Source organism: Acinetobacter sp. SH20PTE14, from assembly GCF_021391555.1.
GTDB lineage: Bacteria > Pseudomonadota > Gammaproteobacteria > Pseudomonadales > Moraxellaceae > Acinetobacter > Acinetobacter amyesii.
The window spans coordinates 1,640,214-1,660,014 of record NZ_CP090067.1 but is presented as its reverse complement, the minus strand read 5'-3'; the positions used below and the strand labels follow the sequence as shown (position 1 = coordinate 1,660,014).

The window sequence follows — 19,801 nt, the reverse complement described above, 5'->3', positions numbered from 1 at the left end:
ACTGAATATTTTTGGGCTGTTTCTAAAAATTTATCTTTCAAAAAAGTAAAAGCCCAATATGGGCATTGGGCTTTTGCTGATTATTCAGGACTTTTTTATTGCATTAACTGACTGCTTTATAAAATGGTACCGAGCCATTCACAGTTGCACGATGCATAATGCGGTGCGCATCACCATAGTCAAACAGCGCTTTGTGCTGCGTGCAGCGGTTGTCCCAAATAGCGACATCACCTTCTTGCCATTTCCAGCGCAAGTGAAATTCTTCCTTCACTGCATGTTCAAACAAGAATGTCAGCAATGCATCGCTCTCTTGTGCATTTAATTCATTAATTTGTGTTGTAAATCCCTCATTCACAAACAATACTTCAGCACCAGTTTCGGGGTGTGTACGTACGACCGGATGCACTACAGGCGGATTTTTACGGAAACTATTTACAAGGCGTTCACGGTCTGCTGCTGTTGTGCCAAAGCGCTCTAATGGAAAAGACTTACGTATATCATGTGTCGCTGTCAAACCGCGTAGTTGCTGTTTTAAATCTTCACTGAGCGCATTAAAAGCAGCTGTACCGCTGGCCCACAGCGTATCCCCACCAAACTCAGGGATTTTAATCGCTTGCAGCACACAGCCCAACGGCGGTGTTTGACTAAAGGTCACATCAGTATGCCAAAGATCATTGTCTCTTAAATCTTGTCTGTGGCTATCCAGTACAATCACTTCCGGTGCATCATCCATCGCAGGGTAAATCGGATGAATATGCAAAGTACCAAAGGTTTTTGCCAACCTCACTTGCGACTGTGCGCTAAGCGCCTGCTTTCTAAAAAAGATCACTTGATGCTGTAATAGTGCCTGTTTTATTTCCAGCAGCAACGGTGTATCGGCATGATTTAAATCGATACCTTCAATAACAGCGCCAATATTTGGATTAATTTGCTTTGCTTGCAATGACATAATCAAATCTTCTTCAATCTCTAAATCTATTTACAGCTGTTGGCCATACCAAGGCGCCAACTGCTTTTGCAGCCAACGTAAAAATAACTCAAAACTTACTGCGACAATCGCGATCACAATAATTCCAAGAATCACAGTATCTGTAATTAAGAACTGAGCAGCAGACTGCACCATAAAACCAATACCGCGATCAGCAGCAACCAACTCTGCAGCCACCAGTGTTGACCAGCCCACGCCCAAGCCAATGCGCACACCCGTTAATATGTGCGGCAAAGCTGTAGGTAAAATCACATATTGCAAAACCTGCAAGCGCGTTGCGCCTAAAGATAATGCTGCACGTTCACGGTTTTTTTGATGGCTGATCACACCATGCGCACTGCTAATAATAATTGGCGCCAAAATTGAAAAGAAAATCAGCAGCACTTTGGTGGTTTCACCAATACCAAACCAAATCACCAATAACGGTAAATACGCAAGCGGTGGAATGGGACGAAGCAGCTCGACTAGTGGATCAAATACGGCACGTACCCATTTGTTGAGTCCCATCCATAAACCTAAAGGCACACCAATCACAATAGCACCAATGAGTGCGCTAAACACACGGCCTATACTTTCAGCCAAATGCTGCCAAAGCGTGGCTTTCATAAAACCTTGCTGGCTGACTTCAATAAACTTCTGCCATACCGCTGCTGGACTTGGTAAAAACAGCTCAGGAATAATTTTCAAAGTGGTTAAGACAAACCAAAGCACCAGCAAGCTCAGCACGCTGCCGATGCTTACAATAAGTGGTAATTTTTTTCTAAATATAGAAATAGAGGAACTTTTGTTTAATGCTGCTGTTTCTGCACGATTTTCGCTTAGATGAGCCTTATTTAATTTTTGAATTTGTGTATTCATATTAAGACTCCACCGCATGTAATTTTTGCGCTTTTAAGCGTTCAAACAACATTTCACGCAGCTGAATAAACTGCGGATCAGATTTAATCGCACGTATAGATTCACCGTTTCTATAGCGCTCAGCAAAATCCAGCTTGAGCGTTTCAACAATTGTCCCCGGGCGCGCTGTCATCAGTACCAATTTTTTGCTTAATAAAAGCGCCTCTTCAATATCATGGGTAATTAGGAAGAAACCTTTTTTCTCTTTAATCCATAAATTCAGCACAAACTCCTGCATGCTTTCGCGGGTAAATGCATCGAGTGATGCAAATGGTTCATCCAGCAAAATAAACGGGGCATGACTAATCAAGGCACGTGCAATACCAACGCGCTGTTTCATCCCGCCTGAAAGCTCCCAGATATTGGCATTTGCCACATGCGAAAGCCCGACGGTATTTAAAATAGATGCAACTTGTGACTTTATCTCCGTACTTTTTAAGCCTTTTAATTTCAAGGAAAATGCCACGTTATCTGACACATTAAGCCACGGCAGCAAAGCATGTTCTTGAAAGACCACTGCTCGTCTTGCATCTGGGCCAGTTAAAACTTCATCATCAATTTTGACTTGGCCTGCACTCACCTGTTGAAAACCCGCCAAAATATTTAAAAGCGTCGTTTTGCCGCAGCCAGACTCGCCAAGTACAACTGTTAAAGTCGATTCAGGAACGTCCAAATTGATATTTTTTAGTACAGCCACCTCTTGTTCAGGATAGGTAAGGCTAATATTTTCCGCTTTTAAGATACTCATTTTCACATCCTTAAGGCTGAACAAATAAGGCTGTTACATTGCCTTTATAGTCGGCTTTGACTTTATCTACTTTGCCTTGGGCTTTTAAAAAGGTCGCTGTATCTAAAATATTCTTGGCAAAATCTGTGCTGAAACTTTGAGCTTGCTGCTGCTGGTTCAAATAAATATTGCCTGATAGCAGTAATGGAATATCTTTCGCATCAGAACCGGTTAATTGCGCAATGCTATTGATATAAGCAGTATTCGCTTCAAACGCTTTCGGATCTTGATTGTATTCATCTATTTTCTTTAAAGAAGTTTGAACGAAAGATTTTAAAAACTCTGGATTTTGCTCTGCAAAGTCTTTACGAACTACCCATACATCAAAGGTTGGTGCGCCCCATTCTGCAACTTGCTTAGAATCGGTCAGAACTTTACCTGTGGCACTCGCCTTGCTTAAAGCAGGTTCCCATACATAAGTCGCGTCAATATCGCCACGTTCCCACGCCGCAGAAATTTCAGGTGGGCGTAAGTTAATAATTTTGACGTCAGACTCTGACAGATTCCAATGCTTCAATGCAGAAAGCAGGCTGTAATGTGCTGTAGAAACAAAAGGCACAGCAATGGTTTTGCCTTTTAAGTCTTCAGGTTTTTGAATGCCTGATTTATTGCTCACCACTAAGGCTTCTGAAGCACCAAGTTTGGCTGCCACAAAAAATACCTCTATAGGTAAATCACGGCTGGCTGCAGCCGCTAAAGGACTGGTACCAATATTGCCTATACTGACATCTCCAGAAGCGAGCGCATTTACAACATCGGCACCCGTATCAAATTTTTTCCACTCAATTTTTTGTTGGCTGTCTTTTTCATAATCGCCATTGGCCTGTGCCACTTTGCTCGGATCAACGCCTGTTTGATACGCAATAACTACCGCTTTTTGATCTTTTTGCGCAATTGCAGCCGTTGAAGTGTCAGGAGTAGATTTTTTAGTTTGAAAATAAACAAAAGCAGCAATCGCCACAATGACGATCGCCGTAATAATTAAAGGTTTTGATTTGCTGCTCATATTTTTTTATAAAAAGTGATAACTAATTCACATACTAATCAGTCAGCTTTATGATGAAAAAAAAGTTAATTGACAATATTTATCACAAAATTGCATTTATCGATTAGTGGAATACTTATGCTTTTATTCACTAAACGTCTAGCAATCAATTTTCTGCGCGAGATCTTTTAATGATATTTTTTACTTCACTAAGATTTCATGGAACATATGACGTAGCCATTGATGGCTGGTTTTATGATGGCAGGACATATGCCAATATTGCTTCACGCCATAGGTTGGAAATGCAATCGGCGCATCAAATATTTTTAAGTTACCGCGTGAAAGCAATACTTCACTCAAGTAGTACGGCACAGTAGCAATCGCATCAGTGTCTTGCACAACCAAACCCACACCTAAATAACTAGGTAAACGCATCAAAATATCACGTTTTAAATCAAGGTTAAGCAACTCATTTTCAATATGGTAGTGCCCCATCCCAGCATCAATATCAATATGCGACTCTGATAAATATTGCTCAGTTGTAATGGTGTCACCCGTTAATCGTGGATGATCCTTAGCTGCAATCACCACATAATATTGCTCAAACAGTTTTTGTTGATAAAAACCGCTTTCCAAATGTGGTAAAAACCCCAATGCTAAATCAATTTCACCATTCGCCATTTGATAACTGGTTTCAGTGGTAATCGGGCGTACATTCAGACGTATTTGTGGCGCGTGTTTTTTTAGATATTGGCTGATTTTAGGCAATAAAACCAAATGCGAAACATCGGTCATGGCCAAAGTAAATTGTTGATCTGAAATGGCTTGATCAAAATTAATCGTAAAATTATTAATGGCTTCGACTTTACTCAAGGCTTCGCTAACTAAAGGAAATAATTGACGCGATAACTCCGTAGGCACCATTTCATTGCCGATACGTAAAAATAAGGGGTCGTTATAATGCTGTCGTATTTTATTTAAAATATTACTGACTGTAGGCTGACTCATCTGCAAGTGTTCAGCAGCTTGTGACACATTTTTGTACTTATAAACATGAAAAAAAATGCTAAGAAGTTTACAGTCCAATTCAAACACGAAAGATTTAATCCCTAATTAAATATTGCAAGTTATGCTGTGCATCATCTGCTGAATTATACAAAAAGCCAATAACGAAATATTACTTTTATTGCAGATGAAACGCCAGTTTAAGCCTGATCAGTTGCATTTGGCTTTTCAACACTCCAATCCGTCCGCATAATAGACACAGCTCGAATTTGGATATCAACATGCTTCAAGGAAAAAAACTGGTTTGTTTTGATTTAGATGGCACACTTATCGACTCTGTTGGCGTGTGGAATCAGGTCGACGCAGATTTGATTCAACAGTTGACTGGACAAACCATCCAATTGGATTTAATTCAACGTGAACGTGACATTCAGCTGCAATTATTTAAAAACACACCAGACCCTTACTTAATGTACTGTAACTATCTAAAAGATACTTATAAGATTGAACAACACACAGCAGATCAAATCAAACAGCAACGATATGCCATTTCACAGCATTTTTTAGAACATATCATCTTGCTTAAACCACATGCAGCGTTATTTGTTCAACAGCTCATTGAGCAAGGCATTCAGGTGGCAATTACCACCACGACCAGCTTGCAAAATATTTATCGATATCAAAAAAATATCAACATTTATCCAAAGCTGCATTTTGAAAATAGTTTTGATCTGATCCTGACCCGTGAAAGTGTCAAAAATATTAAGCCGCATCCTGAAGTCTATTTACAGGCGATTCAACATTTTGCAGTTCGACCTGAAGAATGTTTAATTTTTGAAGATTCACTCATTGGTGTAGAAGCTGCAAATGCAGCAGGCATTGAAGTGGTTGCCGTGTATGATGCATATTCAGAGCACGAAATTGAGCAAATCAAAAATAAAGCGGATTATTTTATCCATGATTTCTCTTCGGTTCTGAACTGAGTTAAAGCAAATAAACATTCGCTTTAAAGTTAAAAAAGCAGCCCAATTTAGAGGCTGCTTTTGATATTTTGGCATCAATATATAATTGATCTATTTTACTTTTTTATAAATTGATCCAGACCCGACTAAATTTCCAGTTTTTTTGTCAATCGCAAATTCAACAGCACCTGTACCAGAGTTTACAGCGAGTAGACCAGATTCAGCAACAGATGCAGGTACAGGATTTTTCTTTTCAGATTTACCACTTTGTTTATCTTTTAAAGTATTGGTAATGAAATAGTTTTCACCATTTTTACTAATAATCAGCGCATTTTCAAGTTGCGGATCTACTGCGGTATTTTGCCATGTTCCAGCATAATCAGGCGCTGGACTTTGTTTACATGCAGTGAGGAGAACTGCGAACAACATCGCAGAAAATAATTGAATCTTTTTCAAAATACTGACCTTCTTTGTCAATGAGTTTTGCATTATAGAAAGCCTTGAAGAGAACTTAAGACCGTTCATGTTGTGCAAAAGTTTCAAACTAAGTGGCGCTGTTTTTCTTTTGTCATGTTTTGAAACATTTGTAGTCTTTCATAATAAATAAGCCCACTTGATTGTGGGCTTATTTAAATATTTTCAATCTTTAGATTTATACGATTTGACGCATTGAACCAGTTTCTTCAAAAGTGGCATGCCAAGATAAAGCCTCTTTTAAAATATGCGGCGTTTGACCACCACGCTCACATGCGCGTTCAAAGTAGCTCAACAATGCTGCGCGATAATCTGGATGTGCACAGATTTCAATGACTTTACGTGCACGCTCACGTGGTGAAAGACCACGTAAATCTGCCAAGCCCTGCTCTGTAACTACGATGTCAACGTCGTGGTCAGTGTGGTCGGTATGACTCACCATTGGCACGACAGATGAAATCGCACCGCCTTTTGCAATCGACTTAGTCACGAAAATGGCAATGTGCGCATGACGAGTAAAGTCTCCTGAACCACCGATACCGTTCATCATTTTCGTACCCGTCACATGGGTCGAATTTACGTTTCCGTAAATATCAAACTCAAGCGCCGTATTAATCGCGATAATGCCTAAACGTCGAATGATTTCAGGGTTATTAGATAGCTCTTGTGGACGTAACACAATTTTATCTTTGTACTGATCAAAATTGTTCATCACATGCTGTGCGCAAGGCTCAGACAGCGTCATTGAACAGCCTGAGGCAAATTTCATTTTTCCAGAATCAATTAGCTGGAAAGTACAATCTTGTAGTACTTCTGAATACATTTCCAAATCATGAAAATTCGAATGCTCAAAACCTGCGAATACAGCATTTGCAATCGAACCCACACCTGACTGTAGCGGGCCTAAATTTTCAGGCAAACGCCCTGCTGCCACTTCACCTTCAAAGAAATCAATCAGATGCTGAGCAATCGCTAGGGTTTCAGCATCAGGTTCATCCATTTTAAACTGGGTATCTGGCAGATCATTCAACACAATAGCTGAAATCTTATCGGGGCTGACATTGATCCCAATCGTACCAATACGTTCACCGACCTGAGTCAGTGGAATTGGCCCACGGTTTGGTCGCGCTTTCGGCACATAAATATCATGTACACCTTCGAGCACTGGGTTAATCGTATTATCAATTTCAATAATCACATGATCTGCCATTTCAATGAAATTGGCTGAGTTACCACATGAACCTGTCGGAATAACTTGACCATCTTCTGTAATTGCAGTCGCTGCAATAACGGCCACATTAATGCGCGGTAAATTATGATGACGAATATTATCGGCCATTTCAGACAAGTGTTGGTCAATATACATGACCTCGCCAGCGTTAATGGCTTTACGTAAACCAGGATCTGCCTGATACGGATAACGACGTTCTATCGCATGCGCCGCATTGAGGCGACCATCGATACTATTTCCTAAACTAGCACCCGTTGCCAACGTGATACGAAGAGGATGTGAAACTGCATGATCTGCAAGTGCCAATGGAACCGTCTTTGCCTCACCTGCACCACCAAAACCACTTAAACCAACCACTGAACCATCTTGAATTAACTCAATCGCTTTTTCAGCAGACATTACTTTGTCGCGAAGGGAGAGTAAGCGAATGCGATCTAAACCATTCATAATTAAATCTCAAAAAATAAATATCTCAAAATAAACATCTTTTTTCGCCATCCCAGCGAACTGAGATAGCGTTTGTTATTGCTTATCTAAAAACGTACTTATCTAAAAGCTTACTTATATAAATTGAGGCAAATTAAATCAGTTCAACCGCAATTGCAGTTGCTTCACCGCCACCAATACACAGTGCTGCGACACCTTTTTTACCGCCAGTGCGTTTTAAGGCATGAATCAGCGTCACAATAATACGTGAACCTGATGAACCTAGTGGGTGACCAAGTGAGCAAGCACCACCATGAATGTTCACTTTTGCTTCATCTAAGTTAAATCCATCAATCGCCAGCATTGTAACCATGGCAAATGCTTCATTGACTTCCCACAGGTCAACTTCTTGTGCATCCCAACCGGCTTGTGCAAGTACTTTCTCAATAGCACCGACTGGAGCAATCGTGAACTCTGACGGATGCTGTGAATTTGTAGCATAAGCAACGACTTTTGCCAGTGGTGTTAAACCACGTGCTTGGGCCGTTTCTTCTGATGTAACCACCAAAGCAGATGCACCGTCAGAAATTGAGCTGGCATTGGCAGCTGTGATCGTGCCGTCTTTTTTGAATGCAGGACGCAGTGTAGGGATTTTTTCAGGCTTAGCACTTAAAGGCTGTTCATCTGTGTCAACAACGACGTCACCTTTACGGCTTTTAACGGTAACCGGCACGATTTCATTTTTAAAGAAACCACCTTGAATCGCTGCAACGGCTTTATTGAGTGAGTTGATGGCAAAAGCATCTTGCTGTTCACGGGTATAGCCTTTTTTATCTGCCATATCTTGTGCAAGGATGCCCATCGACAAACCTGTCTCAGCATCTTCTAAGCCTTCTTGGAACATGTGGTCTGTGGTTTTACCATGACCCATACGATAGCCTGAACGCGCTTTTTCAAGTAAATATGGCGCATTTGACATCGACTCCATACCACCTGCTACCACAATATTGGCCGAACCGGCTTTAATCGCATCAGCTGCTTGCATCACCGCCTTCATGCCTGAACCACAGATTTTATTAATCGTGGTGGCACCCGTTGTATCTGGTAAACCTGCTTGACGCATCGCTTGGCGTGCAGGACCTTGTTTAAGACCAGCCGGTAATACACAGCCAAAAATAACTTCGTCAATATCTGTAGGTTCTAAACCTGCACGTGCAACAACAGCTTGAATCGCTGCAGCACCTAAGTCTGGGGCTGTACAAGATGAAAGTGAACCCTGAAAACCACCCATCGCTGTACGTACGCCATCTACAATTACAATCATTTCTTATTTCATCCTGTTTTAAATCTTTTAACCGCAAGGAACCATGACTGGTTCCTCAGATTTTCCATCTTAATGTTTTTCACAGTGGTTTCGATGAAACCTTAAGATTGAGCGGTGAAGTATTCTTCAGATAGCTGCATGATAAGTTCAGAACCTGCTTTAATGCGTTGAGCACGAGCAGCAAGGTCAGGTAGAACTTTCTCAACATAGAAATCTGCGAGTACCAGTTTGTTTTGGAAGAAGCTCTCTGGTTTTGCAGCCGCAGCTTTGCTAATACGCGCAAACATATAAACGAAGCTGAGTAAACCAACAGCGTGCAGGTAATCGACTGCCACCGAACTGCTAAAGTCTGGGGTGGTCTTAGATTGTTCTACAATGAATTGCGTTAATGCTTCAACTTCGTCAGAAACTTGCAATGCTGCAGATTTAACTTTTGAATCAGCCATGGTTGCAGCAAAGTCACGAATTTCAGCAATGTATTCGGCAATAAATGCACCATTACATTTCGTGGTTTTGCGTCCAATTAAATCAATCGCTTGTACGCCATTTGTGCCTTCGTAAATCTGTGAAATACGTAAGTCACGAATGCATTGCTCCATACCCCATTCACGGATATAGCCATGACCACCAAAGCACATTTGCGCTTCTAAAGTAGCTTGTAGGGCTGTATCTGTTAGGTAGGCTTTTGCAATAGGTGTCAATAAAGCCACGCGGTCATTGGCTTTTTTCACTGCAGCTTCGTCAGTTGAATATTTTGTAATATCCAGTTGCTGACCAACATACACAGCAAATGCACGAGATGCTTCGTTGTTGGCGCGTACATTCAACAACATACGACGTACATCACCATGTACTAAAATAGAGTCTGCTGGTTTTTCAGGAGATTTCACACCTGTCGCAGAACGACCTTGTAGACGATCAGTCGCATACTGTGCAGCATTTTGGTAAGCAAATTCTGCTGCGCCAATCCCTTGGATACCCATCGATAAACGTTCGTAGTTCATCATGACAAACATCGCCGCAAGACCTTCGTTTTCTTTACCAACGATATAACCTTTGGCGCCATCGAAGTTCATGACACACGTTGCAGAACCTTTAATACCCATCTTGTGCTCAATTGAACCCGCTGATACGGCATTACGTTCACCGACTGAGCCATCGGCATTGACATGGAATTTTGGAACGATAAACAATGAAATACCACGTGAACCCGCAGGTGCATTTGGCGTTTTTGCTAACACAAGATGGATGATGTTTTCACACAGATCATGTTCACCACTGGTGATGAAAATTTTCGTGCCTGTAATGTTAAATGAACCATCTTCATTCGGCTCTGCTTTGGTTTTAATGATCCCCAAATCAGTCCCTGAATGTGGTTCAGTTAAACACATAGTGCCTGACCATTCACCCGTATAAAATTTTGGAAGATAGGTTTCTTTTTGCTCTTGCGAAGCACGGTCATTAATCGCCATACCTGCACCCACAGTCAGTAGTGGATACAACATAAATGATGGATTGGTACTCCAAATCATTTCGTCAGCAAGTACTGTCAACATTTTCGGCATGTTTTGGCCGCCCCATTCTTCAGAAGCGCCTAAACCAACCCAACCACCTTCAGCGAATTGTTTAAAAGCATCTTTAAACCCTGTAGGCGTAGTAACAACACCATTACTAAACTGCGCACCACCTTCTTCATCTGCAGTACGGTTCAAGTCTAGAATAACGTTTTTAGAAAACTTAGCCATTTCTTCTAAAATGGCATTTGCAGTCGCCATATCAATATGAGCTAAGTTTTCATTTGACTGCCAGAACTCATCTGCATTGAATACATCATTTAAGATGAAGTCCATGTCCTTTAACGGCGCATTGTATATTGGCATTGTACTTTCCTTTTCTACAGGCTTTGTCAGCGTCTTTGACAAAGTACTTTTTTAAAGTTGCACGCTCCCGCACAAAATCATCAAATCAATTTTGTGTGGATTTTTTAAAGATCTGTTTTTTCAGATAGATATCTAAAAAGAATATAGATAACGTGTTTTTACCGACAAGTGGAAAATAACCACCTGATATTTTGAGCAGCATTATTTTATTACAATTAAATAAATTTATTGAATTGACTAAATTTATAATTGGTAATTGATTAAAACCAAACATAATAGTACCTATAATCATGTTTAATTTAGGTTGTATTAATAACATAACAACCAAGACCGTTTTGTTAAATGCTGCTTTTGTTGTAAAAGCGAAAAGACAATAAATTAAAAAAAATAAAAATGGAATTTTATTTCAAAAAAATGACCTCAAGGGTTCAGTTTTATTGACATTAATTTTATGCTATGAATTCTATATGTTTTACGCACTCTACTAATGTGTTTATTTTTAAACCAATTTATGTAATATTTGAGACCATAGTGGAATGTAAGATTCACAAGATTTAGCTTAAGCTAGGCTTGTTCACCCTCAAGATGTTTATGGAACAGTTATCATGAGTTCAGTACGCCAACAAAATTTTATCCTTCGCAAGGAAAAAATTTTAGCCATGGCAGAAACCCTGCTATTAGATAATAATCAAGACATCACCTTAAGTGAGTTAGCTTGTGAACTAGATATTGCCAAAGGCACGATTTATAAACATTTTAAAAGTAAAAACCAATTATATTTAGAACTGATTATCTTAAATGAAAAACGATTATTAGAAATTTCAAAAAAATATAATCATGATATTAAAACTTATGTTTCACAATATATGCTTTATAATATGTTAAATTCTAATAGAACTATATTATTACATGTCATTGAAGAACGCTTAACCAATAATGAGCGTAAATTAAAAGAGTTATTTGAAGAGCTCTATCGTGTTCGTGAAGAACGTATTATTGAAATTAAGGATATGACCAGTGATTATCTAAAATCACTTGAAAGCGCAATGTCGATTCGTGATTATTTATCCTATATTTGGACGGTCACTTATGGTGCATCCCTACTCCTCAATTCAACGCATTATCAAAAATCAATCGGTTCACGTGAACGCTTAATCAAGCTATATATTAATCAGGCGCTGATGACGCCAGATAAAATTTCAGCCGTATAAAATTGATTTATAAATAAAAAAGCCGAACAATTGTTCGGCTTTTTTATTCATTCGACAATATCAAAGTTATGCAATCACAGGTGGGAAACCATCTTCGGTTAAAGCGCTAATCAATTGCTCTGCGCTAACACTAGATTCAACGTCAACTAATTTAGTGGCTACATCAATAGTGACTGTTGCATTTTCGTCTAAGTCTTTAATCGTTGCTGTCACGCTACGGGCACAACCACCGCATGTCATATTATCAATACGAAATTTCATGATATTCATCCTTCTTTTCTAATAACAACACTATAAACCTTGCCACGATTGTAAGGTCAAGCAAGTTTAAATCTTCGATGTATGGCAGCACTCAGCCATGCCCGTTTCGATTTGATTTAAAATCGTACAATCGGCTTGATCATTACCGGCACAGCCATCTACAGATTGTTGCAAGATCTCAACCATGGCCTGTAAGTCTGCGATTTTTTGATTTAAGGTCTGGATATGTTTTAACGCCAATGCTTTAACTTCTACACTTTGCCGACTTTGATTTTTCCAAAGTCCAAGTAAATCTTTCATTTGTTCAGAAGAAAAACCTAAATCACGCGCATGTCTTAAGAAACTCAAGGTTTTAATATCGGCTTCCGAGTAAACTCGATAGCCGGCATCGGTGCGCTGCGCATTATTTAACAGCCCAATCGATTCATAATAGCGGATCATTTTTGCAGAAATGCCCGATGCTTTCGCTGCTTGTCCAATATTCATCTTAAGACTCCTGAAAAACTGGCCCTTTAAATGCTTTTAAACGCAAGGCATTTGACACAACAAACACCGATGAAAGTGCCATTGCACCAGCTGCGAACATAGGTGAAAGCAATATGCCAAAGAATGGATATAACACACCTGCAGCGACAGGAATCAATGCTGCATTGTAAATAAATGCCCAAAATAGGTTTTGGCGAATATTATTCATCGTCGCAGTACTCAGTGCGATTGCTGTCGGCACCATTTGTAAATTACCCGACATAAGCACAACGTCCGCGGCCTCTATCGCCACATCTGTCCCTGTACCAATCGCCATGCCCACATCTGCTTGAGCAAGTGCAGGCGCATCATTAATACCATCGCCCACAAAACAAACAACACCATGTTCTTTTTGCAATTGTTGTACAGATTGCACTTTTTGATCTGGCATCACTTCAGCAATCACATGATCAATTTTCAACTGTCGTGCTATGGCAGAAGCAGTATGTCGGTTGTCGCCTGTAATCATCGCCACTTTCAGTCCTAAATCATGCAAAGCTTGAATGGCTGTAAAGGTTGTGGTTTTGATCGGGTCGGCAACAGCAACAATGGCAGCAAGCTGTTGATCGATCGATACATAGAGCGGGGTTTTCCCTTCATTGCCCATGCGTTCCGCCAGTGATGAAAAGATTTGTGTATCTAAACCAAGTTTATGCATCAAATGATCTGCACCGATAAAAATGCTTTGTCCTTCAACAACGGCCTGAATCCCAGCACCAGTCACGGAATCAAAATGCTCAACCTCTAAAAGTTGCACTTGCATCTCTTTTGCAGCGTGAACGATGGCATAGGCAATCGGATGCTCAGATTTCTGCTCTACAGAGGCCAATAACTGAAATACGCGATCTTTATCAAAAGCTTCAGTGACTTCAAAATCAGTTAGTTTCGGTTTACCTTCCGTCAATGTCCCTGTTTTATCAACTGCAACCACTTGTGTATTTTTGAGTTGTTGTAAGGCTTCACCTTTACGGAACAATACTCCAAGCTCTGCACCTCGCCCTGTACCGACCATAATAGACGTTGGTGTTGCCAAACCCATTGCACATGGGCATGCGATGATCAGTACTGCTACAGCATTGACTAAAGCATAGGTTAAACTCGGTTCAGGTCCTACAACATACCAAACTAAAAAGGTGATCAAGGCCAACGCCATCACCACTGGTACAAACCATAACGTGACTTTATCCACCAAAGCTTGAATCGGTAATTTTGAACCCTGAGCCTGTTCGACCATATGGATAATTTGTGCCAAAACAGAATCTTGACCCACCGCAGTGGCTTGTATTTTCAATGCCCCATTTTGGTTAATGGTTCCACCGACAACTTGATCACCGGCTTTTTTCTCGACAGGAATTGGCTCGCCACTGATCATGGATTCATCAATATAACTGTTCCCAGACACTACAGCACCATCGACTGGGCAACGTTCACCAGGCCGTATTTCAATCAGCATGCCTGTTTCAACATCACTAATCGGCAAATCTATATAGCTACCAGATTGCTCTACACGTGCAGTTTTAGGTTGCATGCCGACTAAGTATTGAATAGCTTGCGATGTTTTACCTTTGGCTTTCGCCTCCATAAAACGCCCCAACAGAATCAACGCCACAATTACTGCAGCTGCTTCAAAGTACACATGAACGGTACCTTGCGGTAATAATTGCGGGGCAAACGTGGCAACACAAGAAAAACTATAAGCAGATAAAGTCCCGACTGCGACCAAAGAATTCATATCCGGGGCAAGTCGGGCAAGTGCTGGTATGCCATGCAGATAAAAGCGTCTTCCGGGTAGGATTAAGACCAAAGTGGTTAATATAAACTGAATATACCAACTATTTTGTGTCCCTAAATTATGCGCAATAAAATGATGAAAAGCTGGAATCATGTGTGATCCCATCTCCAAGATAAAAACAGGAACAGCAAGTACCAGTGCGATGATTAAATCACGTTTGAGTAACCGAGCTTCATCGGCTTTTTTTTCTGCCATTGTCGGCTGTTGCTGCGTAGCAACGGTCGCACTATATCCCGCTTTTTTAACTGCCGCGATCAATTCTTGTGTTTTTGAAGCGGGAGCCTGAACAAAGGCTTTTTCACTGGCTAAATTTACCGTTGCTTTATTGACACCATCTACAGCGTTTAAAGCTTTTTCGACTCGTGCTACACATGAAGCACAGGTCATACCGTCAATATTTAATTCAATATTGGGCTGTGCAATATGAAAACCTGCTTTTTCTACGGACTTCGCCAATGCAGAATTTTCAACAGATACCAATGCTGTAATCGTGGCTTTTTCAGTTGCCAAATTCACTTTTGCATCGATGACTTCTGGAACTGTCTTTAAGGCTTTTTCAACACGTGCCACACACGATGCGCAAGTCATCCCTTCAATTTCAAGTTCAATCTGCTTCTGTGCGACACCAAAACCAGACTTTTCAACGGCCTGAATCACCGCCGGATAATCCACACTTTTATCGCTCTGAACATGTGCTGTTTCAGTGGCTAAATTCACTTGAGCATCAGTGATGCCATCGACTTTTTTTAAGGCTTTTTCGACCCGTGCCACACAAGAAGCACAGGTCATCCCTTCAATAGCAAGTGTGCCGTCAAAAAGTTTGCGTTCTGTCGAATCTGTCATGGCAACATCCCAATTATATGTGCTTGTTTTGGCTTATAGCTTAAACTTTACCATAATGGGAAGGTCAAGTTTTTCTGACTCACAGCACGGCTTTTCTTCGCGATATAAAAAATTTCGTAGATTCAAAAATATAATCAATAATATTGAATATTGATTATTCAATTAGTTTGTTTTTCTGATATTAAAACTACACACTTCCTCATTATTCAGTAAGATAGAGATTCGTGACTACCAAACGAATTACTCTCTTTCGCATGTACAAACTGTCGAACATTTGCTTTAACTGCGCATATTTGTGTGCTTTTTTATTTTTAATATTAAGTTGGAGTCTAGATCATATTGATGTTTGGCTCACTCAAGTGGTTATCCCTGCTGTCACGATATGCATACTCTTAGGCTTCCTGTTTAAATACATCGCTCGAAAGTTAGGACATGAACCACCTAAACGAAAAATAAAACATAAAAATGCCAAAAACGATGATCAAGACGCGGCTTAAGACACTTATAAATAACAAAATCATCAATAAAAAAGCCCATTCAAATGAACGGGCTTTTTTTCATGTCAGAATTATTAGTCAGCACTAATATCTTCAAATAAAACTGAAGAAAGGTAACGTTCACCACCATCCGGTAAAATAACCACAATGGTTTTGCCTGCATTCTCAGGACGTGCAGCAAGTTTTGCCGCAGCTGCCATTGCCGCGCCACTAGAGATACCCACTAAAATACCGTCATGAGTTGCCGTTTTACGCGCCCACTCAATTGCTTCAGCACTTTCAATACCGATCACTTCATCAACAAGGTCTAGATCTAAGTTACCCGGAATAAAGTTAGCGCCAATCCCTTGAATTTTGTGTGGCCCAGGAGTAAGTGTTTCGCCTTTTTTCGCTTGGGCAATAATCGGAGATTCAGCAGGTTCTACCGCAACAGAATAAAGCGGCTGATTTTTCACTTTTTCAAAATAACTTGAAATGCCAGAAATCGTACCACCTGTACCTACGCCCGATACTAAAATATCCACTTTACCACCAGTTGCTTCCCAAATTTCTGGGCCAGTGGTCAATTCATGAATTTTAGGGTTTGCAGGGTTTTCAAACTGTTGTGGTAAATAATACGTTTCAGGATGTTCGGCAACGAGGCGCTGTGCTTCTTCGACTGCACCTTTCATGCCTTTAGCAGGTTCAGTCAATACGAGATTTGCACCAAAAGATTTCAACACCTTACGGCGTTCGATACTCATACTTGCTGGCATGGTTAATGTAATTGCATAACCTTTCGCTGCTGCAACAAATGCCAAAGCAATGCCTGTATTGCCACTTGTAGGTTCTACAATATGCATACCCGGTTTTAATAAACCTTTTTCTTCTGCATCTGCAATGAGAGCTGCACCTACACGACATTTCACTGAAAATGCTGGGTTACGGCTTTCAACTTTAGCCAAGACCGTTGCTTCTGACTGAATCGCACGATTAATACGAACTAAAGGTGTATTACCAATCGCTTCAGCGTTATTACTATATACTGCGATACCTAAATTACTCGTTGCTGGAAAAGCTGAATCTGTTGTCATGACTATTTATCCCTTGTGTATTTATTGAATACGATCTTTAGATGATACAATTATTTTCAAAGTGTGCATGATTTTTTAAGCTAATGTCTTATATTTATGTGCATTTTGTGAAAGCTTGCACTAAAATCAAGCAATAAATTTAACTGATTAACTAAATTTAAACTTATAAAAATTAATGATATTTGATTTCATAAAAAACCATAGAAATTGTCTTATTTATTCAATGTATTAAGCCGTGATATCCGTATACTTGAGCTGTTGTTAATCGTATGGACATATCCAATGAATACCGATCTGGAAATCACTACTATGCGTGATTCTGCCGAATTAGTCGTGGGCGTTTTAAAGTCGCTGGCAAATACGGATCGTCTACTAATTTTATGTCATCTAGCACAGCAAGAATTGAATGTGTCTCAGATTGAAGAAATCACTGATATTAAACAGCCAACCCTCTCACAACAACTGATGATGTTACGCAAAAGTGATGTTGTGACCACGCGTCGTGATGGAAAGCAAATTTATTATTCAATTAAAGATGCAAATTTAGTTCAAGTTCTCAATACTCTTTACCAATTGTATTGCAACCAATCTTATAAATAACACTCAGTTATTTTAAAATTTCAAGCCAGACATGCTGTTCTTGCACCACTATAGATGAATTATCGCAATGGACAGCAATTCAATACCTTAATTTACCGCAATACTTCTTCAAAATATCTATATCTATTTCGAATATCCAAAGCTTTAAATCAGCTCATACTTTTCATTAATTCATTTAGAATGATGGTTTCTTATATATCCCACAAATGTACTGCAATATTGTACGGTCAAATTTATTGCACAAGACTTCTTAGCATTTTTTATGCATAATATATATGAAATTGTGATTTAGATAAGTTTATGTCAGATTTAAAACCTCATTTCTTACAGAAATTTCCTGCTTGGCAGTGGTTACAGCACTACAGCACTGTGAAATTTAAATCTGATGTACTTGCTTCGCTGATCGTGATTGCCATGTTAGTCCCTCAAGGTATGGCGTATTCCATGCTGGCAGGTTTACCCCCAATCATGGGTTTATATGCCAGTATTTTACCGATGATTGTCTACGCACTCATTGGTGGAAGCTCAACCTTATCGATTGGCCCTGTGGCAATCATTTCGATGATGACCTTCGCCACGCTCAATCCACTATTTGAAGTCGGTTCGCCTGTTTATATTGAAGCCGCTACACTTTTGGCCTTAATGGTCGGACTGATTTCTCTACTTTTGGGTGTACTACGTTTTGGTTTTTTAATTCAGTTGATCAGTCATCCTGTCATTAAAAGCTTCATTATTGCCTCGGCTCTGCTCATTGCGCTCGGTCAGTTTAAGTTTCTCGTCGATGTCCCGCTAAAAGCCAACAACATCCCTGAGTTTGTTTTAAGTCTGTGGGAATACCTGAGTTTAACTCACTTTGCTTCACTCATCTTTGGTGTGCTGGCCATACTGTTTTTAATCTATGTGCCGAAAATATTGGCGACTCAATCAATTCAATCTAGATTCGGCTCTACAGCCTTTCTAAGTAAAGCACTGCCACTAATATTAGTGGTGATCTCGATTGCATCGGTGATGTTATTTGACCTGCAAAATGTCGGCATTAAAACTGTCGGTGAAATTCCTTCAGGTTTTCCACCCTTAAGCTTTCCACATTGGAACTGGGAACTGGTACAAACCTTACTGCCCGGTGCAACAATGATTGCCATGATCAGTTTTGTTGAGTCACTGTCTATCGCCCAAGCCACTGCCTTACAACAACGCAGCCAACTCAATAGTAACCAAGAGTTGATCGCTTTAGGTTTAGCCAATCTAAGCGCAGGTGTTAGCTCTGCCTTTCCTGTGACGGGTAGCTTATCGCGTACAGTTGTTAATGCAGATGCAGGTGCAAAAACACCGATGGCTGGCGTGTTGTCGTCATTGCTGATTATCGTTGTCAGTCTCTACTTCACTGGTTTTTTCCAAGACTTACCTTTAGTCATTTTGGCGGCCACGATTATTGTTTCCATTTGGAAATTAGTCGACTTTAAACCTTTTGTGGATACATGGCGTTATTCAAAAGCTGACGGGATTGCGATGTGGGTGACCTTTTTCGGTGTGGTGTGTATCGATATTTCTACAGGTCTCATTATTGGCATCATTTCTACTTTTATTCTGTTGTTATGGCGCATCAGTCGTCCACACATTGCGGTGATCGGTTTAGTCGAGGGCACACAGCACTTCCGCAATGTACAGCGCCATCATGTCTATACCGCACCACATATTCTGTCGCTCCGTATAGATGAAAATATCTCGTTTTTAAATGCCAATACGCTTAAAGGTTTCCTGATCAATGAAGTCAGTGAAAATATTGATCTAGAGCATGTTGTTATCAACTGCTCAAGCGTCAGTTCAATTGACCTCAGTGCCTTAGAAATGTTGGAAGATTTAAATGCTGAATTATCAAAATTAGATATTCGACTGCATTTTTCCGAGGTCAAAGGCCCTGTCATGGACAAATTGCAGCACTCAAAATTACTCACGCATTTGAGTGGTCAAATTTTTCTCACCCACTATCAAGCCGTTACAGAGCTTGCGACAGCCAGTTCTGAGTACCAAATTTAAAGG

At 40.2% G+C, this 19,801-nt stretch carries 17 protein-coding genes and 1 pseudogene; 4 read left to right on the top strand and 14 right to left on the bottom strand.

Annotated features, from left to right (window positions below; all coding sequences use genetic code 11):
- Positions 1 to 103 precede the first annotated feature (103 nt).
- From tauD to LXF01_RS08275, 5 genes are all read right to left on the bottom strand, one after another.
- Positions 104 to 949 (bottom strand): taurine dioxygenase, encoded by an 846-nt coding sequence (gene tauD / locus LXF01_RS08295; RefSeq protein ID WP_233945379.1) that lies wholly within the window; start codon positions 947 to 949, stop codon positions 104 to 106.
- Between the two features lie 30 nt (positions 950 to 979).
- Complete coding sequence (gene tauC / locus LXF01_RS08290; RefSeq protein ID WP_442781360.1) at positions 980 to 1,864, bottom strand: taurine ABC transporter permease TauC; 885 nt, start codon at positions 1,862 to 1,864, stop codon at positions 980 to 982.
- On the bottom strand, positions 1,848 to 2,633 hold the full coding sequence (locus LXF01_RS08285; RefSeq protein WP_233945377.1) for a taurine ABC transporter ATP-binding protein: 786 nt from the start codon (positions 2,631 to 2,633) through the stop codon (positions 1,848 to 1,850). The genes tauC and LXF01_RS08285 overlap by 17 nt, the downstream gene beginning before the upstream one ends.
- 10 nt (positions 2,634 to 2,643) lie before the next feature.
- Positions 2,644 to 3,678 carry a taurine ABC transporter substrate-binding protein gene (tauA, locus tag LXF01_RS08280; RefSeq protein WP_233945376.1) on the bottom strand — a complete coding sequence of 345 codons (1,035 nt, stop codon included), beginning with the start codon at positions 3,676 to 3,678 and terminating at the stop codon, positions 2,644 to 2,646.
- A 180-nt stretch (positions 3,679 to 3,858) separates the two neighbouring features.
- Positions 3,859 to 4,752 (bottom strand): LysR substrate-binding domain-containing protein, encoded by an 894-nt coding sequence (locus LXF01_RS08275; RefSeq protein ID WP_078190935.1) that lies wholly within the window; start codon positions 4,750 to 4,752, stop codon positions 3,859 to 3,861.
- A 191-nt stretch (positions 4,753 to 4,943) separates the two neighbouring features.
- Between LXF01_RS08275 and LXF01_RS08270 the strand changes: the two genes are divergently transcribed.
- Positions 4,944 to 5,645, top strand: a complete 702-nt coding sequence (locus tag LXF01_RS08270; protein WP_233945375.1) for an HAD family hydrolase — start codon at positions 4,944 to 4,946, stop codon at positions 5,643 to 5,645.
- 90 nt (positions 5,646 to 5,735) lie between these two features.
- On the opposite strand, the gene LXF01_RS08265 is transcribed toward LXF01_RS08270, so the two are convergent.
- The 4 genes from LXF01_RS08265 to LXF01_RS08250 all read right to left on the bottom strand — a co-directional run bounded on the left by LXF01_RS08265 (position 5,736) and on the right by LXF01_RS08250 (position 10,959).
- Positions 5,736 to 6,053 (bottom strand): hypothetical protein, encoded by a 318-nt coding sequence (locus LXF01_RS08265; RefSeq protein ID WP_442781367.1) that lies wholly within the window; start codon positions 6,051 to 6,053, stop codon positions 5,736 to 5,738.
- A 223-nt stretch (positions 6,054 to 6,276) separates the two neighbouring features.
- Complete coding sequence (locus LXF01_RS08260; RefSeq protein WP_180054798.1) at positions 6,277 to 7,776, bottom strand: succinate CoA transferase; 1,500 nt, start codon at positions 7,774 to 7,776, stop codon at positions 6,277 to 6,279.
- A gap of 133 nt (positions 7,777 to 7,909) precedes the next feature.
- Positions 7,910 to 9,079, bottom strand: a complete 1,170-nt coding sequence (locus LXF01_RS08255; RefSeq protein WP_078193795.1) for a thiolase family protein — start codon at positions 9,077 to 9,079, stop codon at positions 7,910 to 7,912.
- Positions 9,080 to 9,180: 101 nt separating this feature from the next.
- Positions 9,181 to 10,959, bottom strand: a complete 1,779-nt coding sequence (locus LXF01_RS08250) for an acyl-CoA dehydrogenase C-terminal domain-containing protein (protein WP_180041492.1) — start codon at positions 10,957 to 10,959, stop codon at positions 9,181 to 9,183.
- A gap of 605 nt (positions 10,960 to 11,564) precedes the next feature.
- On the opposite strand from LXF01_RS08250, the gene LXF01_RS08245 reads away from it, so the two are divergent.
- Complete coding sequence (locus LXF01_RS08245) at positions 11,565 to 12,170, top strand: TetR/AcrR family transcriptional regulator (protein ID WP_078190941.1); 606 nt, start codon at positions 11,565 to 11,567, stop codon at positions 12,168 to 12,170.
- A gap of 66 nt (positions 12,171 to 12,236) precedes the next feature.
- Here the strand turns inward: LXF01_RS08245 and LXF01_RS08240 are convergent, their stop codons facing one another.
- The 5 genes and pseudogenes from LXF01_RS08240 to cysK all read right to left on the bottom strand — a co-directional run bounded on the left by LXF01_RS08240 (position 12,237) and on the right by cysK (position 17,161).
- Entirely contained in the window at positions 12,237 to 12,431 is a 195-nt protein-coding gene (locus LXF01_RS08240; protein WP_180171972.1) for a heavy-metal-associated domain-containing protein, read from the bottom strand.
- A 66-nt stretch (positions 12,432 to 12,497) separates the two neighbouring features.
- Positions 12,498 to 12,917 (bottom strand): Cu(I)-responsive transcriptional regulator, encoded by a 420-nt coding sequence (gene cueR, locus LXF01_RS08235; RefSeq protein ID WP_180171971.1) that lies wholly within the window; start codon positions 12,915 to 12,917, stop codon positions 12,498 to 12,500.
- 1 nt (position 12,918) lies between these two features.
- Complete coding sequence (locus tag LXF01_RS08230) at positions 12,919 to 15,357, bottom strand: heavy metal translocating P-type ATPase (protein WP_442781366.1); 2,439 nt, start codon at positions 15,355 to 15,357, stop codon at positions 12,919 to 12,921.
- 72 nt (positions 15,358 to 15,429) lie between these two features.
- Positions 15,430 to 15,537: pseudogene (locus LXF01_RS17590) on the bottom strand (cation transporter); the annotation flags it as partial.
- Positions 15,538 to 16,162: 625 nt separating this feature from the next.
- Entirely contained in the window at positions 16,163 to 17,161 is a 999-nt protein-coding gene (cysK, locus tag LXF01_RS08225) for a cysteine synthase A (RefSeq protein ID WP_111884368.1), read from the bottom strand.
- A gap of 282 nt (positions 17,162 to 17,443) precedes the next feature.
- Between cysK and LXF01_RS08220 the strand changes: the two genes are divergently transcribed.
- Positions 17,444 to 17,761, top strand: coding sequence for an ArsR/SmtB family transcription factor (locus tag LXF01_RS08220; protein WP_078193801.1), 318 nt, complete (start codon positions 17,444 to 17,446; stop codon positions 17,759 to 17,761).
- Positions 17,762 to 18,061: 300 nt separating this feature from the next.
- Complete coding sequence (locus LXF01_RS08215; protein WP_180144511.1) at positions 18,062 to 19,798, top strand: SulP family inorganic anion transporter; 1,737 nt, start codon at positions 18,062 to 18,064, stop codon at positions 19,796 to 19,798.
- Positions 19,799 to 19,801 lie beyond the last annotated feature (3 nt).

What these genes read in the sequence shown, in the direction of transcription:
- tauD (WP_233945379.1), bottom strand. Translation starts at nt 949, where the DNA reads ATGTCATTGCAAGCAAAGCAAATTAATCCAAATATTGGCGCTGTTATT.
- tauC (WP_442781360.1), bottom strand. Translation starts at nt 1,864, where the DNA reads ATGCGGTGGAGTCTTAATATGAATACACAAATTCAAAAATTAAATAAG.
- LXF01_RS08285 (WP_233945377.1), bottom strand. Translation starts at nt 2,633, where the DNA reads ATGAGTATCTTAAAAGCGGAAAATATTAGCCTTACCTATCCTGAACAA.
- tauA (WP_233945376.1), bottom strand. Translation starts at nt 3,678, where the DNA reads ATGAGCAGCAAATCAAAACCTTTAATTATTACGGCGATCGTCATTGTG.
- LXF01_RS08270 (WP_233945375.1), top strand. Translation starts at nt 4,944, where the DNA reads ATGCTTCAAGGAAAAAAACTGGTTTGTTTTGATTTAGATGGCACACTT.
- LXF01_RS08265 (WP_442781367.1), bottom strand. Translation starts at nt 6,053, where the DNA reads ATGTTGTTCGCAGTTCTCCTCACTGCATGTAAACAAAGTCCAGCGCCT.
- LXF01_RS08260 (WP_180054798.1), bottom strand. Translation starts at nt 7,776, where the DNA reads ATGAATGGTTTAGATCGCATTCGCTTACTCTCCCTTCGCGACAAAGTA.
- LXF01_RS08255 (WP_078193795.1), bottom strand. Translation starts at nt 9,079, where the DNA reads ATGATTGTAATTGTAGATGGCGTACGTACAGCGATGGGTGGTTTTCAG.
- LXF01_RS08250 (WP_180041492.1), bottom strand. Translation starts at nt 10,959, where the DNA reads ATGCCAATATACAATGCGCCGTTAAAGGACATGGACTTCATCTTAAAT.
- LXF01_RS08245 (WP_078190941.1), top strand. Translation starts at nt 11,565, where the DNA reads ATGAGTTCAGTACGCCAACAAAATTTTATCCTTCGCAAGGAAAAAATT.
- LXF01_RS08240 (WP_180171972.1), bottom strand. Translation starts at nt 12,431, where the DNA reads ATGAAATTTCGTATTGATAATATGACATGCGGTGGTTGTGCCCGTAGC.
- cueR (WP_180171971.1), bottom strand. Translation starts at nt 12,917, where the DNA reads ATGAATATTGGACAAGCAGCGAAAGCATCGGGCATTTCTGCAAAAATG.
- cysK (WP_111884368.1), bottom strand. Translation starts at nt 17,161, where the DNA reads ATGACAACAGATTCAGCTTTTCCAGCAACGAGTAATTTAGGTATCGCA.
- LXF01_RS08220 (WP_078193801.1), top strand. Translation starts at nt 17,444, where the DNA reads ATGAATACCGATCTGGAAATCACTACTATGCGTGATTCTGCCGAATTA.
- LXF01_RS08215 (WP_180144511.1), top strand. Translation starts at nt 18,062, where the DNA reads ATGTCAGATTTAAAACCTCATTTCTTACAGAAATTTCCTGCTTGGCAG.